We start from the raw sequence: 24816 nt of genomic DNA, 5'->3' as shown, positions 1-24816 counted from the left end.
TCAGCCTTGTATCGTGAGGAAAAGGGTGGCAAGCGGCGGCAGCGTCAGGGGCAGCGATTGCGCGTGGCCGTGCGAGGGTTCTGCCTCGGTGAGCGCGGCGCCCTGGTTGCCCTGGCCCGAGCCGCCGTAGCAGCCTGCGTCGGTATTCAATGTTTCGGTCCAGCGCCCCGCCATCGGCACGCCGACGCGGTAGCCATGGCGCGCCACGGGCGTGAAATTCGACACGGCCAGCACCAGCGATCCGCCGGCCTGGCGCAAGAACGCGGCCACGCTGTTGTCGGCGTCGTCCATGACCACCCAGGCGAATCCCGCCGGGTCCGTGTCCAGTTCGTGCAACGCGGGGGTCTCCCGATAAAGCCGGTTCAGGTCGGCAACCAGGCGCTGCACGCCCTTGTGACCAGGGTCGTCCAGCAGGTTCCAATCCAGGGCGGCGTCGTGGTTCCATTCGGCCGGGCACGCCAGCTCGCCGCCCATGAACAGCAGTTTCTTGCCCGGATGCGCCCACATGAAGCCCAGATAGGCGCGCAAGTTCGCCAGCTTGGCCGCGCGGTCGCCGGGCATCTTGTTCAGCAGCGACCCCTTGCCGTGCACCACTTCGTCGTGCGAGAGGGGCAGGACAAAGCGCTCGGAATAGGCGTAGGCCATGCCGAAGGTGATGTCGTGATGATGATGCTTGCGGTGCACCGGGTCTTCATGCAGATAGCGCAGCGTGTCGTGCATCCAGCCCATGTTCCATTTGTAGTGAAAGCCCAGGCCGCCTTCAGGCACCGGGGCGGTGACGCCGGGCCAGGCGGTAGATTCCTCGGCCACGACGATGGTGTCCGGTTCCTCTTCGCGGATGGTGGCGTTCAACTCCTGCAGGAACTGGACGGCCTCCAGGTTCTCGCGTCCCCCATGGCGGTTCGGGATCCACTCGCCGGGCTGGCGGCTGTAGTCCCGATACAGCATGGACGCCACCGCATCCACGCGCAGGCCGTCGATATGGAAGCGCCGCAGCCAGTGCATGGCGCTGGCGATCATGAAGGCTTTGACTTCGGTGCGCCCCAGGTTGTAGACCAGCGTGTTCCAGTCGGGGTGATAGCCTTCGCGCGGGTCGGCGTATTCATACAGCGGCGAGCCGTCAAAGCGCGCCAACCCGTGGGGGTCATCGGGAAAATGCGCGGGAACCCAATCCAGGATGACGCCGATGCCGGCGGCGTGGCAGCGATCGATGAAACGCGCGAAGGCGTCGGGCGGCCCAAAGCGCGCGGACGGCGCGAACAGGCCCAGCGGCTGGTAGCCCCAGGAACCGCCGAACGGATACTCCATGATGGGCATCAACTCGACATGCGAGAACCCCATGGCGTGCGCGTAGGCGGGCAGCTTGGCGGCCAGTTGGTCCCAGACGCAGGGCGCGCCATCGGGCGCGAGCCAGGAGCCGGCGTGTACTTCGTAAATGGAAATGGGGGCTTGGCGCGCTTGGCGCGCGGCGCGGGATCGCATCCATGCGTCGTCCGTCCAGGGGTAGGGTGAGGGGTCATCCACGACGGACGCCGTGGCCGGCGCCGCCTGGGCGCGGCGCGCCATGGGATCGGCCTTGAGCGCGATGGCGCCGTCGGCGTCGGTGATCGCAAACTTGTAGCGCTCGCCGGCCTGGATACCCGGGACGAACAGTTCCCAGACGCCGGCAGCATGGCGCAAGCGCATCGGATGGCGGCGGCCGTCCCAGCTGTTGAAGTCGCCCACGACCGCCACGCGGCGCGCATTGGGCGCCCATACCGCGCAACGCAGGCCGGGAATGCCGTCCATGTCGGCAAGCCTGGCGCCCAGCAATTCCAGTGCGGCGCGCCAGTCTCCGCTGGCAAGCGCGTCCAGGTCCTGGGCCGATAGCAAGGGGCCAAACGCGTAAGGGTCAGGCGTGACCTGTTCTGCATCCGGCCATTCGATCGCCAATTGGTAGGAACCCGGTTGGCCGGGGCGGGCGCGGGGGGCGGCGCCGGTATACAGCCCGTGGGCCTGTTCTTGCAGCGCGACGCGCTGGCCATCCTGCGCAACGACCCAGACGGCGGCCGCGCCGGGCGCAAGTGTGCGGACCACGCCCTCGTGCGGGCCCAGCACCGCGAACGGGTCGGCGTGCAGGCCGGAAGCCAGCGCGGCAAGGGTGGCCGGGTCGACCTGACCGGCCGGCTTGGCGCGGGGCGGCAACGTGGCGTTGGCGGTGCTGTTCATTGTGCGTGTTCCTCGCTGCTGATCGCGGCAGCCTGCAGCAGTTCGCGGGCAAGCCCGGTCAACGCGCATAGGGGGATGGAGATCCAGTCGGGACGGTGCGCGGCTTCGTAGCTGACCTCATAGGCGGCCTTTTCCAGCACCGCCAGTTTCAGCAGCGGATCCTCCTGCGCGCCGGGCAAGGCGATCGCGGTGCTGGCGGCCTCCTGGTAGCCCTGCAAGAAGGCTTCCGCCGAGCGGGAGCCGAAGCGCGCAAGCAAGGTATCGCGCAGCTCGACAGGCGCGCCGGGTGCGGCGGCCGAATCGGCGGGCCCCGCGTTCGCGTCCGTGGGCGCGCCGCCCAGCGGATCGCCCCGTGCGATGGAGGCCGCGGCATAGTCGAACGAGCGCAGCATGCCGGCAACGTCCTTATATGGGGTGTTGACCTGCCGACGCGCCTGCAGGCTTTGGATCGGTTCACCCTCGAAATCGATCAGGTAGGCATCGGTCTGCGCCACCAGCACCTGGCCCAGATGGAAATCGCCGTGTACGCGGATCATCGGGGCGCCGGTCAGCGCCTTTGCCATGGCCTCGACCTGCTTGATCAGGCGCGCGTGGTGTTCGAAGAACCACTGCGCGCAGGCGTGGGACGGCGCCTCCAGGGTGTCCAGCACCGCGCGCAAGTCTTGCTCCGCGCGGTTCAGCTGGGCAATGATCCGGGCGGCGTGCGCCGCTGTGTCTTCTTCCGTCGCCGTGCGCAGCGCGAAAGCGGGGTCGTCCGAGGGTTGCGCCAGGGCGTTGTGCAGCTCGGCCAGGCGACGGCCGATCGTAGCTGCCATGACGGTGTATCCCTCCAGGGTGGCCTCGAATTCCTCCGGGCTGTCGCCGCCCAGCAGCGCGGCGCCCAAGGTGCGCTTCAGGAAGTCCAGCGTCCACGTCCAGGCGTCGCCCTCGTTGGTGACGAAAGCGTGCAGCACCGCAAGCGTATGCGGCACGCCGTCGGCATCCACCCGCAGCACCTCGCCCAGCAACGCGGGAATATTCGCGTAGCCGGCGCGGGTCAGGTGGCGGGTCAGTTCGACTTCCGGCGAGACGCCGGGCTGCACGTTGCGGATCAGTTTCAGGATGGCCTGTCCGCCGATGATGACCGAGCTGTTGGATTGTTCGCCGCTGATCCACTGCAGCGCGGGTTCTTCGCCGAAAGCCTGCGCCGCCAGGCCGGGTTCGGGCACATAGCGGATGATGCCGGGTTTGTCGCCCGGCTTGCCGCCTTCGCGGCCGTCCAATTCGCGGCTGGCGCGCAGGGCATCGACCACGCCCAGCACAAAGCCGGGTTGCAGGAAGGCATCGGCAAGCGTGCCGACTTCCGCGCCACGGCGCACCCGCGCAATCGGATACTGCACTTGCGCGGTTTCGTCCCAGACCAGGACGAAGGGCGCCTGGGCGCGCAAGCCTTCCACGCCGTCTTCCGGCTCGACTTCGGCCCAGTAGTATTCGCCGCCCGCGGCGGTGAAGGGCGTCGCGTAGGCCAGGCGGGCCCGGGCCGGTGCATGCGAGCCGGGGAACCAGCGCTGGCGCGCCAGGTATTCGGGCAGCACCTCGTTTTCCAGCGTGGCGCGCGACGAATCGGTCAGGGCGGCGCCGCCGCGGGACTTCAACACCAGCGTCGTCAGTTCGGGCATCTGGGCGGGGCCGCTGGCATGCCAGCCGGGCGGCGCGGCGTCCGCGCTCAGGTCCATCCAGTAAAAACCGTAGGGCGGCAGCGTCAGCAGATAAGGCAGTTCGCCGATGGCGGGGAACGGTGTGCCGCCCAGCATTTCGACGGGCACCCGGCCGTTGAAGGCCTGCAACTGCAGTTCGACCGGCTGCGCGGCATTGGACAGGTTCGCCACGCACAGGATGATGGTGTCGTTCCACTGGCGCAGGTAGGCGAGTATCTTGCGGTTGCCGGCCAGGATGAAGCGCAGCGTGCCGCGGCCGAACGCATGCGTCTGGCGGCGTTGCGCCAGCATGCGGCGGGTCCAGTTAAGCAGCGAATGCGGGTCGCGCTGCTGGGCTTCGACATTGACGGCTTCGTAGCCATACAGCGGCCCCATCAGCACCGGCAAGGGCAGCCGCTCGGGATCGGCCCGCGAGAAGCCGCCGTTGCGGTCGGGCGACCATTGCATCGGGGTGCGCACGCCGTCGCGGTCGCCCAGGTGCACGTTGTCGCCCATGCCCAGTTCGTCGCCGTAATACAGCACCGGCGTGCCGGGCATCGACAGCAGCAGGCTGTTCATCAGTTCCACCCGGCGGCGGTCGCGTTCCAGCAAGGGGGCCAGGCGGCGGCGGATGCCCAGGTTGATGCGGGCACGCGGGTCGGCGGCATACACGCTCCACAGATAGTCCCGTTCGCGGCTCGTCACCATTTCCAGCGTCAGCTCGTCGTGATTGCGCAGGAATATGGCCCATTGGCAGGTGGCCGGAATATCGGGCGTCTGGCGGATGATGTCGGTGATGGGGAAGCGGTCTTCCTGCGCGATCGCCATGTACATGCGCGGCATCAGCGGAAAGTGGAACGACATGTGGCATTCGTCGCCGCTGCCAAAGTACTCCTGCGCATCTTCCGGCCATTGGTTCGCCTCGGCCAGGAGCAGGCGGCCCGGGTATTCGGCGTCGATCACCGCGCGTATCTGCTTGAGCACCTGGTGCGTCTCGGGCAGGTTCTCGTTGTTGGTGCCTTCGCGTTCGACCAGATAGGGCACGGCGTCCAGGCGCAGCCCGTCCACGCCCATGTCCAGCCAGTACCGCATGACCGACAGCACTTCTTTGAGGACCTGGGGATTGTCGTAGTTCAGGTCGGGCTGGTGGGAGTAGAAGCGGTGCCAGAAGTAGGCGTTGGCCTCTGGGTCCCACGTCCAGTTGGATTTCTCCGTATCGCAGAAGATGATGCGGGTGCCGGCGTAGGCTTTGTCGTTATCCGACCAGACGTAGAAATTGCGGGCTGCCGACCCCGGTCGCGACGTGCGGGCGCGCTGGAACCACCGGTGCTGGTCCGACGTGTGGTTCACCACCAGCTCGGTGATCACGCGCAAGCCCCGCGTATGCGCCTCGCGGATGAGCTTGCGCACATCGGCCACGGTGCCGTAGTCGGGGTGCACGCCGCGGTAATCCGCGATGTCGTAGCCGTCGTCGCGCCGGGGCGACGGATAAAAGGGCAAGAGCCAGATCGTGTTCACGCCCAGGCTGGCGATGTAGTCCAGCTTCATGATCAGGCCGGGCACGTCTCCCACCCCATCGTCATTGGAGTCGAAGAACGACTTCACATGCAGCTGGTAGATGACCGCGTCCTTGTACCAAAGGCCGTCGTCCTTGATGGGCTGGGTTTCACTGGTCATTTGTTGGGCTCCGGGCGGCGTCAACCATTGAGGGACAGGCGCCAGATTCGATAGGGTTGATCGGGGGAAAGCGTCACGGCGCGGGTCGCGCCGCGCCAGGTGTCACGGCTGTCCGTCAGCAGGTTTTCGGCCGCCAACTGCTGTGCGCCGGAGTCGGCGAATAGCCACAGCGGCGGGTCAAGATGCGCGGTCTGCGGGTGGAAAGGGTCCAGGCTGACCACCGTCAGCACCACGTTGCCCAGCCCCGGCGTCGCCTTCACGAAGGCCAGCACGCGGTCGTTGCCGCTGGGGATCGCCGTCAGCCCACGATGCGTCTGCAAGGCGGGATTGGCCCGCCGGATCTGGTTCAGGCGCGTGATCTCGGCGCGGATGTTGCCGGGCTGGTGCCAGTCGCGCGGGCGCAGTTCGTACTTTTCGGAATCCAGGTATTCCTCTTTGCCGGGCACCGGCGCGGCTTCGCACAATTCGAATCCGCTATACATCCCCCACAGGCCGGACCCCATCGCGGCCAGCGCGGCGCGGATCAGGAAGCCGGCGCGGCCCGAGGTCTGCAGGAACAGGGGATTGATGTCCGGGGTGTTGACGAAGAAATGCGGGCGGAAGAAATCGGCTGGCGGCGGCCGCGAGATTTCTTCCAGGTAGGACTGCAGTTCGGCCCGGTCGTTGCGCCACGTGAAGTAGGTGTAGGACTGCGTGAACCCCACCTTCGCCAGTCGGTACATCATCTTCGGGCGGGTGAACGCTTCAGACAGGAACAGCACATCGGGATGCTGCCCGTGCACCTCGGCGATCAGCCATTGCCAGAATGGCAGCGGCTTGGTGTGGGGGTTGTCCACCCGGAAAATGCGTACGCCGTGCTCGACCCAGAACAGCACCACGTCGCGCAGCGCCCGCCACAGCGCAAGCTTGCGAGCCCGGCGCGGCGGCCCGCCGTAGAACGAAACATTCACGATGTCCTGGTATTTCTTCGGTGGGTTCTCGGCGTAGCGCAGCGACCCGTCGGGGCGCCACGAAAACCAGTCCGGATGCGCTTGTAGCCACGGGTGGTCGGGCGAGCACTGGATGGCGAAGTCCAGCGCCACTTCCATGCCGTGGCCTTGCGCCGCGCCCACCAGGCGCAGGAAGTCTTCAAGGGTGCCCAGCTTGGGCTCGATGGCGTCGTGCCCGCCATCGACCGAACCGATCGCGTAGGGGCTGCCGACATCGTCCGGCCCCGCGGTCAGGCTGTTGTTGGGGCCTTTGCGGTTGCGCAGTCCAATGGGGTGGATGGGCGGCAGGTACAGCACGTCGAACCCCATTTCGCGGATGTCGGGCAGCCGCTCGATGACGTCGTCGAAGGTGCCGTGGCGGCCCGGCTCTTGGGCCTGCGAACGCGGGAACAGTTCATACCACGCGCCGTGGGCCGCCTGGGGCCGGTCGACCCAGACGGGGTAGCGCACCGCGGTCACGGATTCAAACGGATGCGCGTCCAGCTCCTGCATGGCACGCGCCAGTTCGGGGCCAAGCAGCAGGGCGATCTGCTCGTCCGTCGGCGCGGCATCGGTCAAGGCGTCGGGCAAGGCTTTCAGGACGCGTTTGATCGTGGCGACGCTGTCGCCTGCAGACGTTTGCCGGCCTGCGCGCTTGTCGGCCTCGCGCAGCAACTGCGCGCCTTCGGCGACTTCCAGCCGCACGTCGAGACCTGCCCGGTGCTTGACGTCCAGATCATGGTGGTAGGTCTGCCAGACGTCGAACCACGCCGCCACCTGGAATTCGTGCGGCCCGATGCGGCGAGGCCGGAAGCTGGCCTGCCAGCGGTCGTTGGCCAGCAGACGCAACGGCGCTCGGCGCCACTCCGGCTCGTCGGCCGCGCGCCAGCGCAGTTCGGCGGCGATGCGGTCGTGGCCGTCCATCAGCAGGTCGGCCTGCACGGTAATGCGTTCGTGCACGACGCATTTGACGGGGTGCGCGCCGTCGTCGACGGCGGGCGAGATGCTTTCGATGGCAATGCGCAAGCCGGCTCCGCCTTCGGTGCGCGGCCCGGGATGGCGGGACGATTCGCGCACCGGCGGCATGGGCGCTACCGACAGCACGGCGCAACCCGCAGCGGGCAGCGCGTCGGCGTTCAGTGCCACCGCGTCGCCTTCCCGATGCGGCAGGATGTCACCCGCGGGCAAGCTGGACGCCACGGCATCCCAATCAAGCAGGGCGGGCGCGGCGTCGGCGGGGTTCAGGGCAAGGATGGCGGTGGCGTCGTCCGCCGCGTCGCGCAGCACCAGCGTTGCACGGCCATCGCGGCCGGCCAGCACATGGGGCGGGCCGGTCGGCAGGGGTTGGGCGCCGAGCCATTGGTTGACGTCCTCTGCGGGACCGGGCGGGTCAATGTCGGTTTCGTCTGCCACCCAGCCGCGGGCCGTGAAGGCAGCGGCCCAGGCGCCGCGGTGGTCAGTGCGCGGCCCGCCCCCCGTCGCGGCGTCCAGCGCAGACACGCTGGCCAGGATAGGGGCGACGCGCGCCAGCCGAGCGGCCTCTTCGGCCAGCCACGCGGATTTGTAGTCCCACCAGGGAAGGGACGAGAACACGCCGTCGAATCCCGCGTCGCGTAACGCCTCGAGTTGCTGCGGGTTCAGGCCGGGCGTCCAGGCCAGGCAGGCGGGCGGGACAGTGTGTTGCCGCAACGGGGCCAGCAATTCCTGCCAACTGTGGGCCGGCAGGCACTGTGGCGCGTCGAAGAGGAAGCCAGACACGCCCGCGTCGGTCCAGCGCGACAGCCGTGCCGCCCAGGAGGCCGCGAAGCCCGCCGGCGGATTGTCCTGCAGCGCCATGAGGCCCCAGTCGCTGACCGGCAGCCGGGGATCCCGAGCCGGATCTTCTGGGTGTGCGCGATACCAACCGGGCGGCGCGGTGCCGGCGCTGGCGTCCACCGACACCCGGTCGAACCGCACGCGGACTATCAGCTTCAGATCCTGGGCCGCCGCCGCTTCGGAAAGCCGTGATAGCCGCTGCGTGATGGGTTCCGTCCGGTTTCCGATCGCACTCAGATCCGCGTCGACAGGCGCCAGGGAATGCGCGCCCGCCGGCAGCAGCCACGGGGCGGGGATCAGCACGGCATCAAATCCCGCTTGCTTGATGCGGGTGAGCCGGGATTCCAGCGCGTCCGCGCCTGCCGCCGCCGGCGTGACGTCCGGCAGCCCGTGTGGCGCATGGCAGATGCGCAACGGCGTGTGGGGGGCTGGGACGGGTCGGTGGGTAGCGGCCATGGGTGTCCGCCTTAAACCGGCATCGGCATCGTGCCGCGCGCCTGGCGCGTGCGACGTTGTGCGGCGGTGACCGGCGCGGGCGCTGCGGCGGCCTCTTCGAGGACGGGATGGCCCGCCAGCGAGTGGAGCAATTCCTCGTAGGGGCCGACGGCGCGTTGCCAGCTGAAATCACTGGTCATCGCGTTGCGCTGCATGGCCCGCCACAAGGTCGGATGACGGCGCAGATGCATCGCGCGTGACAGCGCGTCGGCCATGGCGTCGGGTGCGTCGCCGTCGAACAGCAGACCGTTGGCGAACGCCATCGTCGTCAGCGGCGCATCGGCGCCCGGGTCGTTGATGGTGTCGGCCATGCCCCCCACGCGGGACCCGATCGGGACGGTGCCGTAGCGCATGGCGTACAGCGGGGTCAAGCCGAATGGCTCGAAACGGCTGCCGTGCAGCAGAATGTCTCCGCCGGCATGCAGCCGGTGCGCGCCGGTCTCGTTGTAGCCGATGCGGGTTGCGCAGCGTTCCGGGAAGCGCGCGGCCAGCGAGGTCAGCGCTGCTTCCAGCCGGCGGTCGCCCTGGCCCAGGATGGCCACCTGCATTTCGGGGTGCGCGTCCAGCGCGCGGGGCAAGGCCTCGGCGGCGACGTCCGCCATTTTCTGTTCGGTCAGGCGGCTGCCCAGCACGACAAGCGTGGCCTGCGGATCCGGCTGCAGGCCAAATTCCCGCTGCAAGACCGTTTTGCACAGCCGTTTGTTGGCGAGGTCGCCCGCGTGATAGCGCAGTTGCCCCAGTTGCTGATCGCGCGACGGGTCCCACAGCGCGGTATCGATGCCGTTGGGGATCGCCATCAAATCGGCGGCGCGTTCACGCAGCAGCCCGTCCAGCCCGCAACCGAAGGCAGGGGTCAGGATTTCGCGGGCATACGTGCGGCTGACGGTCGTTACGCGGTCGGCATGGCGGATGCCGGCCTTCATGAAGTTGAGCTTGTCCCACGCCACCATGGCGTCTTCGCTGCGGCAGGCGGGCGGGATGCCCAGGGCAGCGGCATCTTCCAGGGGGAACTGCCCCTGGAACGCCAGGTTATGGATGGTAAGTACGCTTTTCACATCCGGGATGCCGGCTTCACGCAGCAGCATCGGCGTCAGGGCCGCATGCCAATCGTGCGCGTGCACCACCGTGGGGCGGGGCAGGCCCGGCAGCCCGCGCGCGATCCGCACCGCCGCGTGGCACAGGGCGGCGTAGCGCACGCCGTTGTCGGCGTGTTCGCGGCCCTCGTCATCCATATACAGACCGCTGCGGTTGTAGAGCGCGTCATTCTCCAGCAGCAGGAAGGACAACTCGGATACGGGGCAGACGCCCGCAATCAGACGCGCATCGCCGCCCGGCAGGTCTTCAAGCCTGGCCACTTCATGCGGTCCTTCCAGGCGGCTGGCCACGCCGCGGTAGGCGGGAAGCAGGACGGTGGTGGTCAGGCCGCGTTCGGTCAATGCGCGTGCCATGCCGGTGATGGCGTCACCCAGCCCGCCAGTCTTGGCCAGAGGAAATGCTTCAGCAGCCACTATGAGTATCGTCGTCGCCATGCTTAGTGCTCCGGGGGAGAGTCGGAGGGCCACTGAAAAAGGGGGCCCGATTCCGTAAGGCCTTCAATGCGCAAGGCGCGTGCCCACGGCCCGGCAGTGACGCGGCGTTACGCGTTCGGAGCCTTCGGGTGTCGTTGTTGCTGACGTTTGTAAATCTGGGAGCGGCGCAGCATTTCGGGGACGAGGCCGGGCCGGGCATGGCGATTGCGGCGCGCTTCGCTTGCTGCAAACCATGCAAAGGAGCGTCAACTTGAAAACCGTTTCCGATTTTGTTCTGGCCCGGCTGGGCGAATGGGGGGTGCAACGCGTGTTCGGCTATCCCGGCGACGGAATTAACGGGCTGATCGGCGCGTTCGGAAGAAGCGAAGAACTGGAGTTCGTCCAGGCGCGCCACGAAGAAGGCGCGGCGTTCATGGCATGCGCCCATGCCAAGTTCACGGGCCAGGTTGGGGTGTGCCTGGCGACATCCGGGCCTGGCGCCATCCATCTGCTTAACGGCCTGTACGACGCCAAACTGGACCATCAGCCCGTGGTGGCGATCGTGGGGCAGCAGGCGCGCAGCGCCCTGGGCGGCGACTACCAGCAGGAGGTGGATCTGGTCAGCCTGTTCAAGGACGTGGCACACGACTTCGTCCATATGGTGACGTCGCCCCTGCAGGCGCGCCATATGGTGGACCGCGCCATGCGTATCGCCATGGAGCGGCGCGGCGTGACGTGCCTGATCTTTCCCAACGACGTGCAAGACCTGGAGGCCGTCGAAGCGCCGCCTCGCGAGCATGGCACGGTACACACCGGCATCGGCCTGACGTCGCACGCTGCCGTGCCCCCCGACGCGGCCCTGGATAATGCCGCCGCCATCCTGAACCGGGGGGAGCGCGTGGCGATGCTGGTAGGCGCGGGCGCGCTGGACGCCGGCGCCGAAGTGCAGGCGGTGGCGCAGCGCCTGGGGGCCGGCGTGGCCAAAGCCTTGCTGGGCAAGGCGGTGGTGCCCGACGAATTGCCTTACGTTACCGGCGCCATCGGCCTGTTGGGCACGCAGCCCAGCTGGGAAATGATGAACGACTGCGACACCTTGCTGATGGTGGGCACCTCGTTTCCCTATGCCGAATTCCTGCCCAAGGAGGGGCAGGCCCGGGCGGTGCAGATCGACGTGGACGGCCGCAAACTCAGCCTGCGCTATCCGGTCGAGGCCGGGTTGGTCGGCGATGCGCGTCTGACCTTGCAGGCCTTGTTGCCCCGGCTGGAGGAAAAAAAGTCCGACCGTTGGCTGAAAGGCATCGAAAAGCGCGTAGCGCGCTGGCGCGAGACGGTCGTGGACCGTGCGATGGTGAAAGCCAACGGGATCAATCCCCAACGGCCGTTCGTGGAGCTGTCGCGCCGCTTGCCGCCGCAATGCATCGTCACCTGCGATTCGGGTTCGGCCGCCAACTGGTATGCGCGCGACGTGCAACTGCGCGACGGCATGATGGGCTCGGTATCGGGCGGCCTGGCCAGCATGGGCTGCGGCGTGCCTTACGCGCTGGCGGCCAAGCTGGCGCATCCGGGCCGGCCGGTCGTGGCGCTGGTGGGCGATGGCGCTATGCAGATGCTGGGTATCAATGAACTGATCACGATCGCCCACCGCTGGAAGGACTGGGCCAACCCCACGCTGGTGGTGCTGGTGCTGAACAACGGCGATTTGAACCTCGTGACCTGGGAGCAACGCGTCATGGGCGGCGATCCGCGCTTTGGCGATTCCCAATGGCTGCCGCCGTTTTCCTATGCGGAATACGGTCGCATGCTGGGGCTGGAGGGGATACGCGTGACCGAGCCGGATGACGTCGGACCTGCCTGGGATCGCGCGCTTTCCGCCGGGCGGCCGGTCGTGCTGGAAATGGTTACTGACCCGGAAGTGCCGCCGATGCCGCCGCATATCTCGATGAAGCAGTTCGCAGCCTACATGGCCGCGTTGCGTAAAGAGGATGCCGCCACAGGCGCCGCCGCGCTGCGCGCCACCATCAAGCAATGGTGGGCAAGCTAGGGCAAGCGCGGCACGGCGCTTGCGGAGGAACAGGTTCCTACCACCACAACGCGGGGCGCATGCCCCGGCAAAGGAGATAGACCATGGAAACTCAGACCAACATCGTGGGCGGCCCCAAGAGCAACCCGACTGGCCCGGGCCCGCAGGTCATGGCGGCGGATACGCTGGAAGGCAATGACGTGTACAACTCGGCCGGCGAGGAACTGGGATCGATCAAGGACATCATGATCGACGTGCCCCGCGGCCGCGTGGCCTATGCGGTCCTGTCGCGCGGCGGCGTGCTGGGTATCGGCGACAAGCTGTTCGCGATCCCCTGGGGTGCGTTGACGCTGGACACCGACCGCAAGTGCTTCGTGCTGAACGTTGACAAGGAAACGCTGAAGAACGCGCCCGGCTTCGACAAGGACAATTGGCCCAGCATGGCGGACGAGACGTGGGCAAGAAGCCTGCACACCTATTACAAGCAAGACATCTATTGGTAGGCCATGATGCCCGGGGCCGATAGGCCCCGGCTTCACGGTACCGGCCGCGGGTCCGCGATCCGCGCGCCGGTCACCATTTCCGTCACCCAGTTGACCAGGATCGAGGTATAGGCGCGTTGCGCCGTTTTTTCCGTCAGCGCGTGGTCCGCGCCGTCGATGATGCGGTGCGTCAGCGAGTGCGACCGGCGGAACGCAGAGCGGTAGCTCATGATGGTGGAGTGGGGAATGAACGTATCGTGTTCCGCTTCCACGATCAGCACGTCCCCCGCGAAGTCGGCGCAGGCCTTCAAGGCGCGATTCGATTCCGGCGGGACATAACTGTTGCGGTAAGCGCGCAGCGTCTCGCGGTTCAACTGGTTCTTGGGCAACAGCCATTCGTCATCCAAATACAGGGCCGGCACGTGCAAGGCCAGCCACCGCACGCGGCGCAGGCTGCTGAGCAGGGCGGCCAGATAGCCGCCATAGCTGCTGCCCACCACGACGACCGACCCCGAGTCCAGTGACGGGTGCGCGGCCAGGCGGTCGTAAGCCGCCACCACGTCGCGCAAATTGTCTTCGCGGGTGACCTGCAACTGCTGCTCGCGGGTTGCCGCGTGGCCGCGCAGGTCGAAGGTCAGGCACACGCATCCCAGCGCGGCGATCCCCTTGGCGCGGTTCAGGTCAAAGGCCTGGCTGCCGCCCCATCCGTGAATGAAAAGCACGCCCGGTACTTTGTCTTCCGGCGTCAGGAACGTGCCGTCCAGGGTCTGGCCATCCACCGATAGCGCAATGGGATCGCTATGCGCCGCCATCGGCTTCCTCCAGGATGCCGCCAGACTTGCTGATGTGGCCGACGGCGGAATCCTCCCCGTGAAAGACCAGATGCTGCGGGATCGGTCGGGGCGCGTCCGGGCCGTAGCGTTCACGGGTGGCAGCGCGCACCGACGCCATGGACGGCGACAGCGCGAACGCCTGCATGGCGGCCAGTTCGGCCAGGCTGGCGCCGCCCGCGCGCCACGATTGTTCCAGTACGCCGCCCCGCGTTTCGCCAGCCGCGTTGCGGCCGAACGCCACGTCGTAGTTGCGGCGCGACGCGAACAGCTGGGGATACGCGGTCGATACCGCAGCGTCATAGTGGCAGGCCATGTCCACGGCCTGGCGTTCGCGGGGTTCCAGGTCCAATGCCCGCAATGCGTCGAAGCCGCCCCGGGCCAGCCGCAGTTCCGAGCCCCCGTATACCGGCACGCCCGTATTGTCCGGCGTCAGCGACTGGGTGCCGACGTAGGAGATCTCCATCTTGCCCACGCGCGCCCAACCGACGCTATAGGTGGTGACGTCTTCCAGGTCTTCCTCCAGCACCAGGCCGAGCCTGCGCATGGCCGTGGCGGATTGGTCGGCCAGCGCCGCGCGCAATTCGGCGGCGTTGCGTACGACGACCTGTCCGCGTCCGGCGGTGGCGTCCGCGGGCTTGATTCGCAGCCGTCCGTGCTTGAGCAGCCGCAGGCCGGCGGCCTCGGCGTCCGGCAGGGTGAAGGCGGTATATCCCGCCAGAACCACGTCCCGCAAGGTGTCGGCCAGGCTCGCAATCCAGGCTTTCGGGGCCTTGGCGTGGGGGCTGGCCAGCCCATGGGTAATGGATTTGCCCGCCACGAAGGAATGCGGGGCGACGCCCCCGTACAGGTCCGCCGCCCGGTTGATGCCCAGGCGCGCGGCGCGTACCACGCCGATCAGCGTGCGGTCGGGCACGTAATAGGGCGGGGGTTCGGCCCGATGGCGGCTGGGCCGGTAGTCCGGCTTGAAGCGGCGCCCCAGCAAGGCTGCCAATCGGGCCGCCATGGCTTCCTGGGACGCGATCTCGTGTTCAGACGCGTTGGCCCGGCGGGGATAGGCGACGACCAGGTCGGATTCTGGAGGGGACGGGTTTTTTTTCATGTTTGCGATGGCAGCAAGCGGCGTGCCCGGTCGGGCGTCGTGCGCCTACGGAGACGCCTTTTCGTGCCCGGACAATGCGGCCGGCGCCTGGCGCTTGCACCACGCGATGCGCGCTTCCACGATCGGAAAGGCGGCCAGCGCCAGGCACAGCGGCGCCAGGGCGTAGCAGGCGCGGTACGCCAGGGCCGCGCCCAACACTTCGGAATACGGCAACTTCGGCGCCAGCACGGCGACGAAGATCGCCTCTGTGGTGCCCAGGCCGCCCGGCACACGCGTCAGCACGGCCGCAAAGCTTGAGCACAGCAGAATGCCCAGCACCACCGGGTAGGGCGCCTTGCCTTGTAGCAGCACATAGGCCACGGCGCCCATGAACATCCACGACAGGCCGGCGAACAGGCATTGCAGCGCCGCCATGCGGGCCCGCGGCAAGGTCACGCGTTGCCCCAGCCAGGTGGCCGAGCGCCGGCGCGCGCGGGCGCTTGCCCAGACATAGCCGATGCCGGCTGCCAGCATCACCGCCCCCATCAGCCGGAGCACGCCGCTGCCCACATCCCAGCCGTCGGGCACCGGCAATGCGCCGCTCACGAACACCGCACCCGCCACCCACGCATAGCCGATCCAGTTCGAGGCCGCTGAAAACAGGGCCACGCGCGTGGCCACCGCTTTGCGGCAACCCAGCCTGGCGTACAGACGCAGCCGCGTGCCCAGACCGCCGAGCAGTACCCCCAGGTTCAGGTTCAAGGCATAACTCAGCATCGCCACGCCCATTACGGTCGGCCAAGGCAACTTGTGGCCCGTGTATCGGCGCCCCAACAGATCCAGCGTGGCATAGCTCAGATAGCCCAGCACGACCAGCCCGCCGGCCATCAGGATGGCGTCGCGGGGAATGCGGCGCATGGCCTGCCATACCTGCGGCCAATCCACCGACCGGCCGAAATAGAACAGCAGGGCCGCCACCACGGCCAGTATCAGCCAGGGCAGCACCTTCTTGATGCGAGGCCAGCGATGGCGCAGCGAGCGCATGAGGTTCGTGCGGAAGACCCTCATGCCGTCTCGCCTTCGCCCGGCGGGGCGGGCTTGATCGTCTGCAGCTTGGGCTTGTGGGCGGGCAGCGAGCCCGCCCAGGCCGGAAAGCGCCGCAGGAAATGAAACACCACCACGCCGACCCAGAAGCGCCGCAGCGCACGGGTGGGCTTGGCGCTCTTGGGAACCGGCTTGCAGTCCTGCGCGATCAGGCGCTCCAGGCTGTCACGCAAGGCCGCGTTCAGCGACGCGTCGCGGGCCACCACGTTGGCCTCCAGGTTCAGGGCCAGGCTCAGCGGATCCAGATTGCTGGACCCCACCGTGCACCAATCGTCGTCCATGCAGGCCACCTTGCCGTGCAGGGGACGCTTGCAGTATTCGTAGATCTCGACGCCCGCGCTCATCAGGTGGTCATAGAGCATCGTGGCCGCCAGGCGGGCCACCAGCATGTCGGGTTCGCCTTGCAGCAACAGGCGCACCCGGACACCGCGACGGGCCGCATTGGCCAGGTCGCGCAGCAGGCGGTAGCCGGGAAAGAAATAGGCGTTGGCGATTAGCACGTCGCGCTTGGCGGCCCGCAGGCCCGCACGGTAATAGCGTTCGATGTCAGTCGTGTGGCCCAGGTTGTCGCGCACCACCAGCCGCCCGCCGCCGTCGCCGTCAGGCACCGAGGCCACGGGCGGCCGTCGCCACCGCCGCGGCGGGCGCCGCTTCAGGGCCGCGCGGGCGTAGTCGGCGATATCGGCCGCCAAGGGGCCATCCACCTGCACCGCGTAATCCTGCTTGGCTTCCGGGCCGAAATCCGGCAGATGGTCCGCTGAAAAATTGATGCCGCCCACTAGCGCGCACTGGCTGTCCACCGCGACGATCTTGCGGTGCATGCGGCGGAATACGTTGGTGCGGATGCCAAGAAGCCTTGGCCGCGGGTCAAAAATATGGACGCGCACGCCGCTTTCCGTCATGGCGCCGATGAACTCCGGTGTCAACTCATCCGACCCGTAGCCGTCCACCAGCAAATCCACGCTGACGCCGCGCCCGGCGGCGGCGATCAGCGTCTGCTGCAACTCCTGTCCGACCTTGTCCTCGAACAGGATGAAGGTCTCGACCAGCACCTCATGCTTGGCCGATTCGATGGCGCGGCGCACGGCGGGGAAATAGACTTCGCCATTCTCCAGCAGCGTGTAGCGGTTGCCCTCCCGCCATCCCAGATCAACGGTCGTCATAGCGCGATCTCCGCTGAAATCGGCACGTGATCCGACAATCGCGACCACACCCGCGAGGCCAGCGGGACGGGGCGCCAGTCGCGCACGCTGCGTACATAGATCCTGTCCAGCCGCAGCAAGGGCCAGCGGGCGGGAAAGGTGCGGGCAGGGCGGCCCAGCCGGGTGGTGAACACCTCCTGCGTGCCGCAGCCGGCCATCAACCGGTCCGCGTTCAAGCGCCAATCGTTGAAGTCGCCCGCGATCAGAAGCGGTTCGCCTGCCGGTACGTCGCGGCTGACCAGCTTGCAAAGCCCGTTCAGTTGCTGGCCCCGATGCCGTTCCAGCAGGCCCAGGTGCACGCAGATCGCATGGACGGGCGCGCTGTCCGGCACGCGCAAAACGCAATGAAGCAGGCCGCGGCCTTCGTGCCCGTCCACGCTGACGTCATGGTTCTCGTACCGCTCGATCGGGTAGCGCGACAGGATCGCGTTGCCGTGATGGCCGGCCGGATAGACGGCGTTGCGGCCGTAGGCGAAGTCCGTCCACAGCGTATCGGCCAGGAATTCGTATTGGGACGACGCCGGCCACGCGGTGGGGTGGCGCTCGGCATGAGCCTGGTGCTCGCCCAGCACTTCCTGCAAGAACACCACATCCGGAGCGGCGGTCCGCAGGGCTGCGCGCAGGTCGTGCAGCATGAAGCGCCGGTTGAAGCTGGTGAACCCTTTATGGGTGTTGACGGTCAGCACCGTCAACCTCCGGGAGGCATCGTGGTTCGGGGCGGGCATGGACTCTCCGGGGTGGGAAACTTCCGCCTCTGCGCAATTAGCGTGCCTGGGCCGGCTTCCCGCCGCGTTCAGCAGGGGAAAATCGTCCGCCTCGCCGAGGGCCCGGGCCGGCTGGTGCGGAAAAACCGGTATGCCCGGCAGATTTTCCCGACGCCGGGCAGTGACATGACAATCGCTAATAAAAAGCATTATCATGCCGCTTCGCATCGATCCTGCCCCATGTCATCCTCCCGGTCTCGTCCACACGGCTTTCTTGCCTATTACGAAGAACTGCTCGCCGTCTGGACCCGCAAGCTGGGGTGCCGCGACGCCGCGCAGGACTTGACCCATGACGCCTTCGTGAAGTGCCTGGAGGCCGGTTCCGACCACGTTGAACAGCCGCGCGCCTATCTGCATCAGGCGGCGCGCAATACGGCTGTGGACGGCTTCCGCCGCGAAGGCGGGCACGAGTGGGTGACGCTTGATACCATAGCGGCCCATCCCAGCGAGCTGGGCGATCCCGTGGCCGAGGCGCGCACGCAGCAATTGGGGCAGGCGCTGGAAACCGCGCTGGCCGAATTGCCGCTCAAATGCCGGCAGGTCTTCATCTGGCAACGGCTGGAAGGCCTGACGCAGGCCGAGATCGCCGAGCGCATGGGCCTGAGCAAAAACATGGTCGAAAAATACATGATCCGCACCGCCTTGCACCTGCGCGAACGCCTGGGGGCCTATGCGCCCAGCTAGCGACGCGCCGCGGGCCGAGGCAGCCAAATGGTTCGCCCGCACGCGGTCCGGCGAACTGGACACCGCCGGGCAGGCCGAACTGCAAGCCTGGCTGGCCGCCGATCCGCGGCACGCCTACGAATACCGCGTGCTGGAATCCATCTGGCAGGCCGCGGCCGAGGTGCCCGCCGACCGTTTGCGGGCGCTCGCCCAGCCGCGCCGGCGCGCGTCGTCGTCTGGACGGCGCCAGGTTCTGGCGCTGAGCGTAACTGCGCTGGCGGTGGCGGCCGGCGTGCTGTTCTGGCAGCAGTATCAGCCCGCTTCCGTGCAGACCGCGGAGTACCGGACGGCGCCCGGTGAGCGCCGCGTCGTGGCATTGCCCGACGGGTCCAGCGCGGAATTGAACAGCCGTACCCACCTGAAAGTGCGGTTCGACGCGGCCGCAAGACAGGTCGAACTGCTGGAGGGCGAAGCGCTGTTTGCCGTCGACAAGGACACTGGCCGGCCGTTCGTCGTGGACGCCGGGCTGGGCACGGCCACCGTCACGGGCACGCGTTTCGACGTGCGCCGCGATGCCGAGGAAGTGCGTGTGATGGTCGAATCCGGCTCGGTGCGGGTGGCCGGGCGCCAGGATGAGCCGGGCCGCGCCGTGTCGGTAACGCCAGGACTCGGCGCCCGCGTCGGCGCGCAGGGCAAGGTCGAGCCGCCGCAAACGGTGCCTGTCGCCTCGGCCCTGGCCTGGCGGGCGGGGCAGATCGTCTTCAGCGACGCCGATCTGGCCAGCGCGGTGCGGGAAGTCTCGCGCTATCGCGCACAGCCGATCGTGCTGGCCGATAGCAAGGGGCTGGCGGACCTGCGTCTGACCAGCGTCTTCCGTATCGACGACACCGATGCCTTCCTGACGGCGCTGCCGCACATCCTGCCGGTGACGGTGCGCAAATTGCCCGACGGACGGGCCGAAGTCGTGGCCCGCTAAGGCCGCGAGGGGCCGGCAAAAATATTTCGCGCCGGTATTCAGGTTTTTTTCCGCTTTTGCGTCTTCTCTCTTATCGCGGGGCTATGCCGGCCAAGGGGGCCGGAGACTGTCCCAATCAGGAGAGGATGAAGTGGATCGCAATAAGAACAAGCGGGCGCGGCCGGTGGCCTGCCGGATCAGGGCCGTCAGCGCGGCGGTGTTGATCGCCTTGGGGGCGCCTGCCGCCTGGGCCGCGTCGCCGCCGGTCGCCATCGATATGCCCGTCCAGCCATTGGACGCTGCGCTCAAGCGGCTGGCGCAGCAGCATGGCTTGCAGATCTTCTACACGCCGCAAGCCGTGGCCGGCATGCAGGCGCAGGCGGTGTCGGGCACGATGACGCCCGAGCAGGCCCTGGACGCTTTGCTGCGCGACACGCCGTTGCGCGCCCGCCGCGAAGGCAGCGCCATCATTCTTGAGCCGGCCAGCGCCGCCGCGCCGACGGTGCTGGCGCCGATCGAGGTCAGCGCCTCGCGCATGGCCAGCAACCTGGTCAGCCCGGTGCAGCAGACCATCGTGCTGGAACGCGACAATCTGCAAGAACTGCGCACGGGCTCAGACAGCCTGGCGACGGTGCTGTCCAAGGTCGTGCCCGGCATGGCCGATTCCAGCCGCACCATCACTGATTACGGCCAGACGCTGCGCGGCCGCAGCATCCTGGTGCTGGTGGACGGCATCCCGCTGAATACCAACCGCGATTCGTCGCGCAACCTGGCCAACATCGATCCGGCCATCATCGAACGCGTCGAAGTGCTGCGCGGCAGCAGTTCGATCTATGGCGCAGGGGCCACGGGCGGGATCGTTTCAATCACGACGCGCCCGGCCGGGGGCGAACCCGTGTCCGAGACCACGCTGACCGCCGTCTCGCCGCTGAGCCGCTTGCGTGCCGATGGCCTGGGTGGTCAGCTGCAGCAGCATTTCGCGGGCAGCCAGGGCAAGCTTGATTACGCGTTGGACCTGGGCGCGCGCCACAACGGCGCCTCTTACGACGCGCAGGGCCGTCGCATTGCCTCCGAGCCCAGCCAGGGCGACCTGTTCGACTCCAACATCTACAGCGTGGGCGGCAAGCTCGGCTTGCGCATTGACGACGACCAGCGGGTGCAACTGTCGGCCAGCTATTACAACGCCGACCAGGACAGCAATTACGGCTCGGACCCTTCAGTGGCCCGCTTGCCGCCGTGCACGGCGCGCGCTTTGCCGCTGGGCGGACTGGAACTGGTCGACCAGAACCAGATCCGCAACACGCTGGTGAACCTGGAATACCAGCATCAGAACCTGTGGGGCAGCAAGCTGTCGGCCCAGGTCTATTACCGCGACTATTACACGCGCTTCACGCCGTTCGACGCCCGCGCCGTGGTCACGCGCGGCGGTAACGTGGACCAGGCCATGCAGAATTCGAAGGTGCTGGGCAGCCGGCTGACCATCGACACGCCGCTGGGCGCCTCCGACAAGACCCGCCTGCTGTGGGGCGTGGACTTCAACCAGGAACGCAGCGACATGCCGATCGACATCTTCGATCCGGCCGCGTTCGACAGCAGTGGCGGGCGCGTATTCCGCAAGACGGGCACGCTGACCTACATGCCGGAACTGACCACGCGCAGCACGGGCATCTTCGGCCAGCTGGAGCACCGCTTCAACGACCAGTGGTCGGGGCAGGGCGGTGTGCGCTACGAATATTCGTCGGCGCGCTTCAATGATTTCGTGCCGCTCTCGCAGTCGCGGGTGCCGTCGCCGGCCACGGTCCAAGGCGGCACGGTGAACTACGACGCCTTGCTGTTCAACTTGGGGCTGAGCTATGAGCCCGTGCGCGGCCAGGAGTTCTACACGTCGTTCAGCCAGGGCTTCCAGTTGCCCGACATCGGTGTGCAGATGCGCAACGCGCGGCCGGGCTTCGACATCGGCTCGTCGGACCTGGAACCCGTCAAGACCAACAACTACGAGCTGGGCTGGCGCGGCGGCCTGGGCAACACGACGGCGTCGCTGGCGGTGTTCTACACCACGTCCAAGCTGGGCGACGTGCAAAGCTTCAACAATGGCCTCATCCTGACCCGCACGAAGGAACGCGTGTACGGCGTGGAAGCCGCCGCGGACTACCTGACGGACGACGAGGTCTGGGGCGCGGGCGGGACTTTCACCTGGATGAAGGGGCAGGAACAGCCCGATGGCGGCGAATGGCGCAACATGACCGGGTACCGCATTCCGCCGGTGAAGTTGACCGGCTACGTGCAGTACCGGCCGAACGAGCGCTGGAGCAACCGCATCCAGGCCAACTACTACGCCAGCAAGGACTATCGGCTGGACGGCGTGGCCAGCTTCGGGCGGCGCGAGGTCAACAGCTATTTCACGGTGGACGTCATGAGCCGCTACCAATTCACCAAGAAGGACACGGTGACGGTCGGCATCGAAAACCTGTTCAACCGCGACTATTACCCGCTGTACAGCCAGCTGATGCGCAGCAGCACCAATACCAGCCGCCTGCCCGCGGCCGGTACCGTGCTGACGTTGACGTATCAGCACCGCTGGTAAGCCTGAGGGGCTGCGCGCCACAACGGCAAAACCGAAGACGCAGGTATAAAAAACGGATTCTGAATCTGCAAAAACCGTGTTGTGCTGCGTTTTGCGCAGGGTCACAATCGAAGTCCATTCAAGGAGAATCTGCATCATGACGATTGCAACTCAGCCTTTGGACGCCCGCGTCGTCCAGGCCTTGTCCGGCATCACCACCGCCACGCTGACCACCGTGCTGCTCAAAAAGGGGCTGCGCCGCGTGTGGCTGCGGGGCGCGCAGCCGTTGGCGCCGGGCGCCAAACGGATCGTGGGGCGCGCGTTCACGCTGCGCTTCGTGCCGGCCCGCGAAGACCTGGCCACGCCGGCCTCGTGGGCGTCGCCCATTTCGACGCGGGCGGCGATCGAGGACATGCCCGAGGGCTGCATTGCCGTAGTGGACGCGATGGGCGTGACGGATGCCGGCATCTTTGGCGACATCCTGTGCGCACGGATGCAAAAGCGCGGCGTGGCCGCGCTGGTGACGGACGGCGTGGTGCGGGATCTGGAAGGCGTCGAAGGCACCGGCCTGCCGGTGTGGTGCAGCGGTGCGGCCGCGCCGCCGTCCGTGGCCGGCCTGACTTTCGTGGGCTGGCAGGAACCCGTTGGCTGCGGCGGCGTCGCGGTGTTTCCGAATGACGTGATCGTGCTGGACCGCGATGGCGCCGTGCTGATTCCGGCCGCCTTGCTGGACGAGGTGGTCGAGATCGCCATCGAGCAGGAACGGCTGGAAGGCTGGATCATGCAGCAGGTGGAAGCGGGCGAGAAGTTGCCCGGCCTGTATCCGCCCAACCAGGAAAACCAGGCCAAGTACCAGGCCTGGCGCGCCAAGCAAAGCTAGGGTTTGGCTGGCAGAAAGGCGGACGGCGCGATGCGGCACAAGGGATAATGCGGCGCATGACGCCTATCTCCTTGATCGCCTTTCTCCAAAGCGGCGCCTTCGGCCCGTACGTTCCGGTTGCCGGCGCTTCACCTGAAGCGGTGTTTGCGGCGCTGGGGCCGGCCGACCAGGTCTACAACCCGAATGATCCCAATCGCCCGTACGTCCCGGGCGACGCCGATGGTTTTCCGCTGATCGTGGCCTACGGCGACGTTGAATTCCACTTTGAGCCACCGGCGTCGCTCGTCACCGTCTTCGTCGACAGCTTCAGCGGCCCGAACGGCGCAGCCTGCGGCGGCCCGCTGACGCTGACCGAGGCCGGCCTGCTGTGCGCGGAGACCCCCATGTCGCGCTTTCTGGATGCCGCACCGCAGCACGGAATCGCCATCCGGTCGGTGCGCCCGCATGCGCCGCCCTACGCCTTTCTGGTCACGACCGAAGGCGGGATTGAAGTGGGGTTTGAGCACGACGATCCCGATGAGCCGGGATCCGTCGCCGGGTTGAAATGGTTTTGCTGGACGCCCCGGGCGGCGGCCACGTAAGGGCCGCGCGCCGGGGCGGGAGGCGGGGTCAGTAGGATTTGCCGCCGCGGATATTGCCCGCGACGCCGCCTGCCACGCCGCCGATGGCGGCTCCCGTCCATGCGCTGCCGCCCGCGATGGCGGCAATGCCTGCGCCCGCGGCGGCGCCGATGGCGGCACCCGACACGGTGCCTTGCTGCTTGGGCGTCATGTTCGTGCAGGCCGCAAGCGTCCCTATCGCGACGCCGATGACAATCGATCGAATTAGCTTCATGACAGCTCCTTCAGGGTTTGCGCTTCGTGCCGGGGACGACGATCTCGAACCACAAGGTCTCGATCACAGGGCGGTCCAGCTTGGTGGGGTTCGCAGCGTACCAACTGTCCAGCCCGTCACGCACGGAGTCCAGGGTGTGCGCTTGCAGGCCATTGGCGAACCGCGGCACCAGGGTCTGGGTGTCGGTGAGCTTGCGCCGTTCCTGGTACGCGCGTTCCACTTGCAGCAGGTTGGCGATCCCCAGCAGGTAGGCTTTCTTCAGGCTGGCGTCTGATTCCGTCCATTGCTTCCCGGTGACGATGGGGGCTGGATCGGTGGTTTGGGCCACGCCAGGCGTGGTGAACAGCATGGACAGCGCAAGGGCTGCCGGGCCTAACAGGTGTTTCACTTTCATCGCAACGCTCCTCGCGGGCTTAAAAGATAAAAAACAACCTCTCGACGCCGTGTCGGGCTCAAGGGAATGCCTCGGGCCAAAAACGGGTTTGCTCAATTTATGCCCGAAACAGGGTGTCCGCAAGCAGAATGCGTCGCCCGGCTTGCCGTGGGGCGCGAGTAGAATTCTGCCGTGGCGCCGGAATCCGCCGGCGCGCTGGATGGGCGCATGCGCACCGGACTTTCCTGTCGATTCCCACGCACTGCCTCGGCCGCCGATTTCGGGCGGCTGTTGCTGCTGTTGTTGCTGGTGGCGCGGGCCTGGGTACCGGTGGGATATATGCCGGACGCCGACGCCCTGCGGCAGGGCCGGCTGGCCCTGGGCTTCTGCGCGGCAGGCGGCGGGTCGTTGTCGGCGTTGCGCATGCTGACGGCGCAGCACGATCCCCATCTCGGCCATCATGGACACGGCACGCCTGACGAGCGCGGCGGGGCAGGGCAGGAATGCCCCTTCGGCCTGAGCGCCCATCAGGTGCTGAACGTGCCGCCGATGCTGGCGGTGGCGCCGGTGCTGCTGCGGTGGTTGGCCCAGACGCCGTTCCAGGCAGACAGCCCGCGTCCGCCCATGCCGGCCGCCGGCCCGCCAGTGGGGCCACGCGCACCACCTTCGACCTTCGAATGACCGTAACCGGCGTGCGCGCACTGCGCGCATGAATGCC

The 24816-nt window shown here is 67.4% G+C and carries 19 protein-coding genes; 8 read left to right on the top strand and 11 right to left on the bottom strand.

The annotated features are described in order from the left end of the window. The 4 genes from glgB to glgA are packed head-to-tail and all read right to left on the bottom strand — an operon-like array spanning position 1 to position 10368. On the bottom strand, positions 1 to 2208 hold the full coding sequence (glgB, locus tag CEY09_RS03235) for a 1,4-alpha-glucan branching protein GlgB (protein WP_088587519.1): 2208 nt from the start codon (positions 2206 to 2208) through the stop codon (positions 1 to 3). Beyond that, the gene (gene treS / locus CEY09_RS03230; protein WP_088587518.1) at positions 2205 to 5561 is read right to left on the bottom strand and encodes a maltose alpha-D-glucosyltransferase; all 3357 of its coding nucleotides are present in this window, start codon (positions 5559 to 5561) and stop codon (positions 2205 to 2207) included. The genes glgB and treS overlap by 4 nt, the downstream gene beginning before the upstream one ends. A 20-nt stretch (positions 5562 to 5581) precedes the next feature. Further along, the gene (locus CEY09_RS03225) at positions 5582 to 8800 is read right to left on the bottom strand and encodes an alpha-1,4-glucan--maltose-1-phosphate maltosyltransferase (protein ID WP_167389999.1); all 3219 of its coding nucleotides are present in this window, start codon (positions 8798 to 8800) and stop codon (positions 5582 to 5584) included. Between the two features lie 11 nt (positions 8801 to 8811). Continuing rightward, complete coding sequence (gene glgA / locus CEY09_RS03220) at positions 8812 to 10368, bottom strand: glycogen synthase GlgA (RefSeq protein ID WP_088587516.1); 1557 nt, start codon at positions 10366 to 10368, stop codon at positions 8812 to 8814. A 250-nt stretch (positions 10369 to 10618) separates the two neighbouring features. On the opposite strand from glgA, the gene CEY09_RS03215 reads away from it, so the two are divergent. Both CEY09_RS03215 and CEY09_RS03210 read left to right on the top strand, forming a co-directional pair. Beyond that, positions 10619 to 12388, top strand: a complete 1770-nt coding sequence (locus CEY09_RS03215; protein WP_088587515.1) for a thiamine pyrophosphate-requiring protein — start codon at positions 10619 to 10621, stop codon at positions 12386 to 12388. 83 nt (positions 12389 to 12471) lie between these two features. Next, positions 12472 to 12870 carry a PRC-barrel domain-containing protein gene (locus CEY09_RS03210; RefSeq protein WP_006225852.1) on the top strand — a complete coding sequence of 133 codons (399 nt, stop codon included), beginning with the start codon at positions 12472 to 12474 and terminating at the stop codon, positions 12868 to 12870. 32 nt (positions 12871 to 12902) lie between these two features. On the opposite strand, the gene CEY09_RS03205 is transcribed toward CEY09_RS03210, so the two are convergent. From CEY09_RS03205 to CEY09_RS03185, 5 genes are read right to left on the bottom strand one after another with little or no spacing between them, the layout of a single operon-like run. Beyond that, positions 12903 to 13661: an alpha/beta hydrolase family protein gene (locus tag CEY09_RS03205; protein ID WP_006225851.1), complete on the bottom strand. Its 759-nt coding sequence runs from the start codon at positions 13659 to 13661 to the stop codon at positions 12903 to 12905. After that, positions 13648 to 14781, bottom strand: a complete 1134-nt coding sequence (locus CEY09_RS03200; RefSeq protein WP_088587514.1) for a DUF3182 family protein — start codon at positions 14779 to 14781, stop codon at positions 13648 to 13650. Before CEY09_RS03200 ends, CEY09_RS03205 begins: the two co-directional genes overlap by 14 nt. Before the next feature lie 45 nt (positions 14782 to 14826). Beyond that, positions 14827 to 15828 carry a lysylphosphatidylglycerol synthase domain-containing protein gene (locus CEY09_RS03195; RefSeq protein WP_088587513.1) on the bottom strand — a complete coding sequence of 334 codons (1002 nt, stop codon included), beginning with the start codon at positions 15826 to 15828 and terminating at the stop codon, positions 14827 to 14829. Further along, positions 15825 to 17027 (bottom strand): cardiolipin synthase ClsB, encoded by a 1203-nt coding sequence (gene clsB / locus CEY09_RS03190; protein WP_088587512.1) that lies wholly within the window; start codon positions 17025 to 17027, stop codon positions 15825 to 15827. Before clsB ends, CEY09_RS03195 begins: the two co-directional genes overlap by 4 nt. Continuing rightward, positions 17024 to 17791, bottom strand: coding sequence for an endonuclease/exonuclease/phosphatase family protein (locus CEY09_RS03185; RefSeq protein WP_088587511.1), 768 nt, complete (start codon positions 17789 to 17791; stop codon positions 17024 to 17026). Before CEY09_RS03185 ends, clsB begins: the two co-directional genes overlap by 4 nt. Positions 17792 to 18010: 219 nt before the next feature. On the opposite strand from CEY09_RS03185, the gene CEY09_RS03180 reads away from it, so the two are divergent. The 5 genes from CEY09_RS03180 (at position 18011) to CEY09_RS03160 (ending at position 23472) form a co-directional block, all read left to right on the top strand. Then, on the top strand, positions 18011 to 18514 hold the full coding sequence (locus CEY09_RS03180) for an RNA polymerase sigma factor (protein WP_088587510.1): 504 nt from the start codon (positions 18011 to 18013) through the stop codon (positions 18512 to 18514). Further along, positions 18501 to 19469, top strand: coding sequence for a FecR family protein (locus tag CEY09_RS03175; RefSeq protein ID WP_088587509.1), 969 nt, complete (start codon positions 18501 to 18503; stop codon positions 19467 to 19469). The genes CEY09_RS03180 and CEY09_RS03175 overlap by 14 nt, the downstream gene beginning before the upstream one ends. 130 nt (positions 19470 to 19599) lie before the next feature. Further along, positions 19600 to 22032 (top strand): TonB-dependent receptor, encoded by a 2433-nt coding sequence (locus CEY09_RS03170; RefSeq protein WP_234818211.1) that lies wholly within the window; start codon positions 19600 to 19602, stop codon positions 22030 to 22032. A 136-nt stretch (positions 22033 to 22168) separates the two neighbouring features. Next, positions 22169 to 22891: a ribonuclease activity regulator RraA gene (locus CEY09_RS03165; protein ID WP_088587508.1), complete on the top strand. Its 723-nt coding sequence runs from the start codon at positions 22169 to 22171 to the stop codon at positions 22889 to 22891. Positions 22892 to 22947: 56 nt separating this feature from the next. Beyond that, entirely contained in the window at positions 22948 to 23472 is a 525-nt protein-coding gene (locus CEY09_RS03160) for a hypothetical protein (protein WP_234818210.1), read from the top strand. A gap of 28 nt (positions 23473 to 23500) precedes the next feature. Here the strand turns inward: CEY09_RS03160 and CEY09_RS03155 are convergent, their stop codons facing one another. Both CEY09_RS03155 and CEY09_RS03150 read right to left on the bottom strand, forming a co-directional pair. Continuing rightward, positions 23501 to 23725, bottom strand: a complete 225-nt coding sequence (locus CEY09_RS03155; protein WP_006225841.1) for a YMGG-like glycine zipper-containing protein — start codon at positions 23723 to 23725, stop codon at positions 23501 to 23503. 10 nt (positions 23726 to 23735) lie between these two features. Continuing rightward, positions 23736 to 24119: a hypothetical protein gene (locus CEY09_RS03150; RefSeq protein WP_088587506.1), complete on the bottom strand. Its 384-nt coding sequence runs from the start codon at positions 24117 to 24119 to the stop codon at positions 23736 to 23738. A gap of 207 nt (positions 24120 to 24326) precedes the next feature. Here CEY09_RS03150 and CEY09_RS03145 point away from each other — a divergent pair, with 207 nt between their 5' ends. Continuing rightward, a complete protein-coding gene (locus CEY09_RS03145) occupies positions 24327 to 24779 on the top strand; it encodes a DUF2946 family protein (RefSeq protein ID WP_234818209.1) in 453 nt (150 codons plus the stop codon). Positions 24780 to 24816 lie beyond the last annotated feature (37 nt).

Source organism: Achromobacter marplatensis, from assembly GCF_002209535.1.
GTDB lineage: Bacteria > Pseudomonadota > Gammaproteobacteria > Burkholderiales > Burkholderiaceae_B > Achromobacter > Achromobacter marplatensis.
Note: the sequence above shows the minus strand (reverse complement) of the source record. Positions and strands in the feature narration are given on the sequence as shown.

Excerpts from the sequence above, each read along its gene's own strand:
- CEY09_RS03185 (WP_088587511.1), bottom strand. The coding sequence starts at position 17,791 with ATGCCCGCCCCGAACCACGATGCCTCCCGGAGGTTGACGGTGCTGACC.
- CEY09_RS03210 (WP_006225852.1), top strand. The coding sequence starts at position 12,472 with ATGGAAACTCAGACCAACATCGTGGGCGGCCCCAAGAGCAACCCGACT.
- CEY09_RS03155 (WP_006225841.1), bottom strand. The coding sequence starts at position 23,725 with ATGAAGCTAATTCGATCGATTGTCATCGGCGTCGCGATAGGGACGCTT.
- CEY09_RS03200 (WP_088587514.1), bottom strand. The coding sequence starts at position 14,781 with ATGAAAAAAAACCCGTCCCCTCCAGAATCCGACCTGGTCGTCGCCTAT.
- treS (WP_088587518.1), bottom strand. The coding sequence starts at position 5,561 with ATGACCAGTGAAACCCAGCCCATCAAGGACGACGGCCTTTGGTACAAG.
- CEY09_RS03225 (WP_167389999.1), bottom strand. The coding sequence starts at position 8,800 with ATGGCCGCTACCCACCGACCCGTCCCAGCCCCCCACACGCCGTTGCGC.
- CEY09_RS03180 (WP_088587510.1), top strand. The coding sequence starts at position 18,011 with ATGTCATCCTCCCGGTCTCGTCCACACGGCTTTCTTGCCTATTACGAA.
- CEY09_RS03175 (WP_088587509.1), top strand. The coding sequence starts at position 18,501 with ATGCGCCCAGCTAGCGACGCGCCGCGGGCCGAGGCAGCCAAATGGTTC.
- CEY09_RS03160 (WP_234818210.1), top strand. The coding sequence starts at position 22,948 with ATGACGCCTATCTCCTTGATCGCCTTTCTCCAAAGCGGCGCCTTCGGC.
- CEY09_RS03165 (WP_088587508.1), top strand. The coding sequence starts at position 22,169 with ATGACGATTGCAACTCAGCCTTTGGACGCCCGCGTCGTCCAGGCCTTG.
- glgA (WP_088587516.1), bottom strand. The coding sequence starts at position 10,368 with ATGGCGACGACGATACTCATAGTGGCTGCTGAAGCATTTCCTCTGGCC.
- glgB (WP_088587519.1), bottom strand. The coding sequence starts at position 2,208 with ATGAACAGCACCGCCAACGCCACGTTGCCGCCCCGCGCCAAGCCGGCC.
- clsB (WP_088587512.1), bottom strand. The coding sequence starts at position 17,027 with ATGACGACCGTTGATCTGGGATGGCGGGAGGGCAACCGCTACACGCTG.
- CEY09_RS03195 (WP_088587513.1), bottom strand. The coding sequence starts at position 15,828 with ATGAGGGTCTTCCGCACGAACCTCATGCGCTCGCTGCGCCATCGCTGG.
- CEY09_RS03205 (WP_006225851.1), bottom strand. The coding sequence starts at position 13,661 with ATGGCGGCGCATAGCGATCCCATTGCGCTATCGGTGGATGGCCAGACC.
- CEY09_RS03145 (WP_234818209.1), top strand. The coding sequence starts at position 24,327 with ATGCGCACCGGACTTTCCTGTCGATTCCCACGCACTGCCTCGGCCGCC.
- CEY09_RS03150 (WP_088587506.1), bottom strand. The coding sequence starts at position 24,119 with ATGAAAGTGAAACACCTGTTAGGCCCGGCAGCCCTTGCGCTGTCCATG.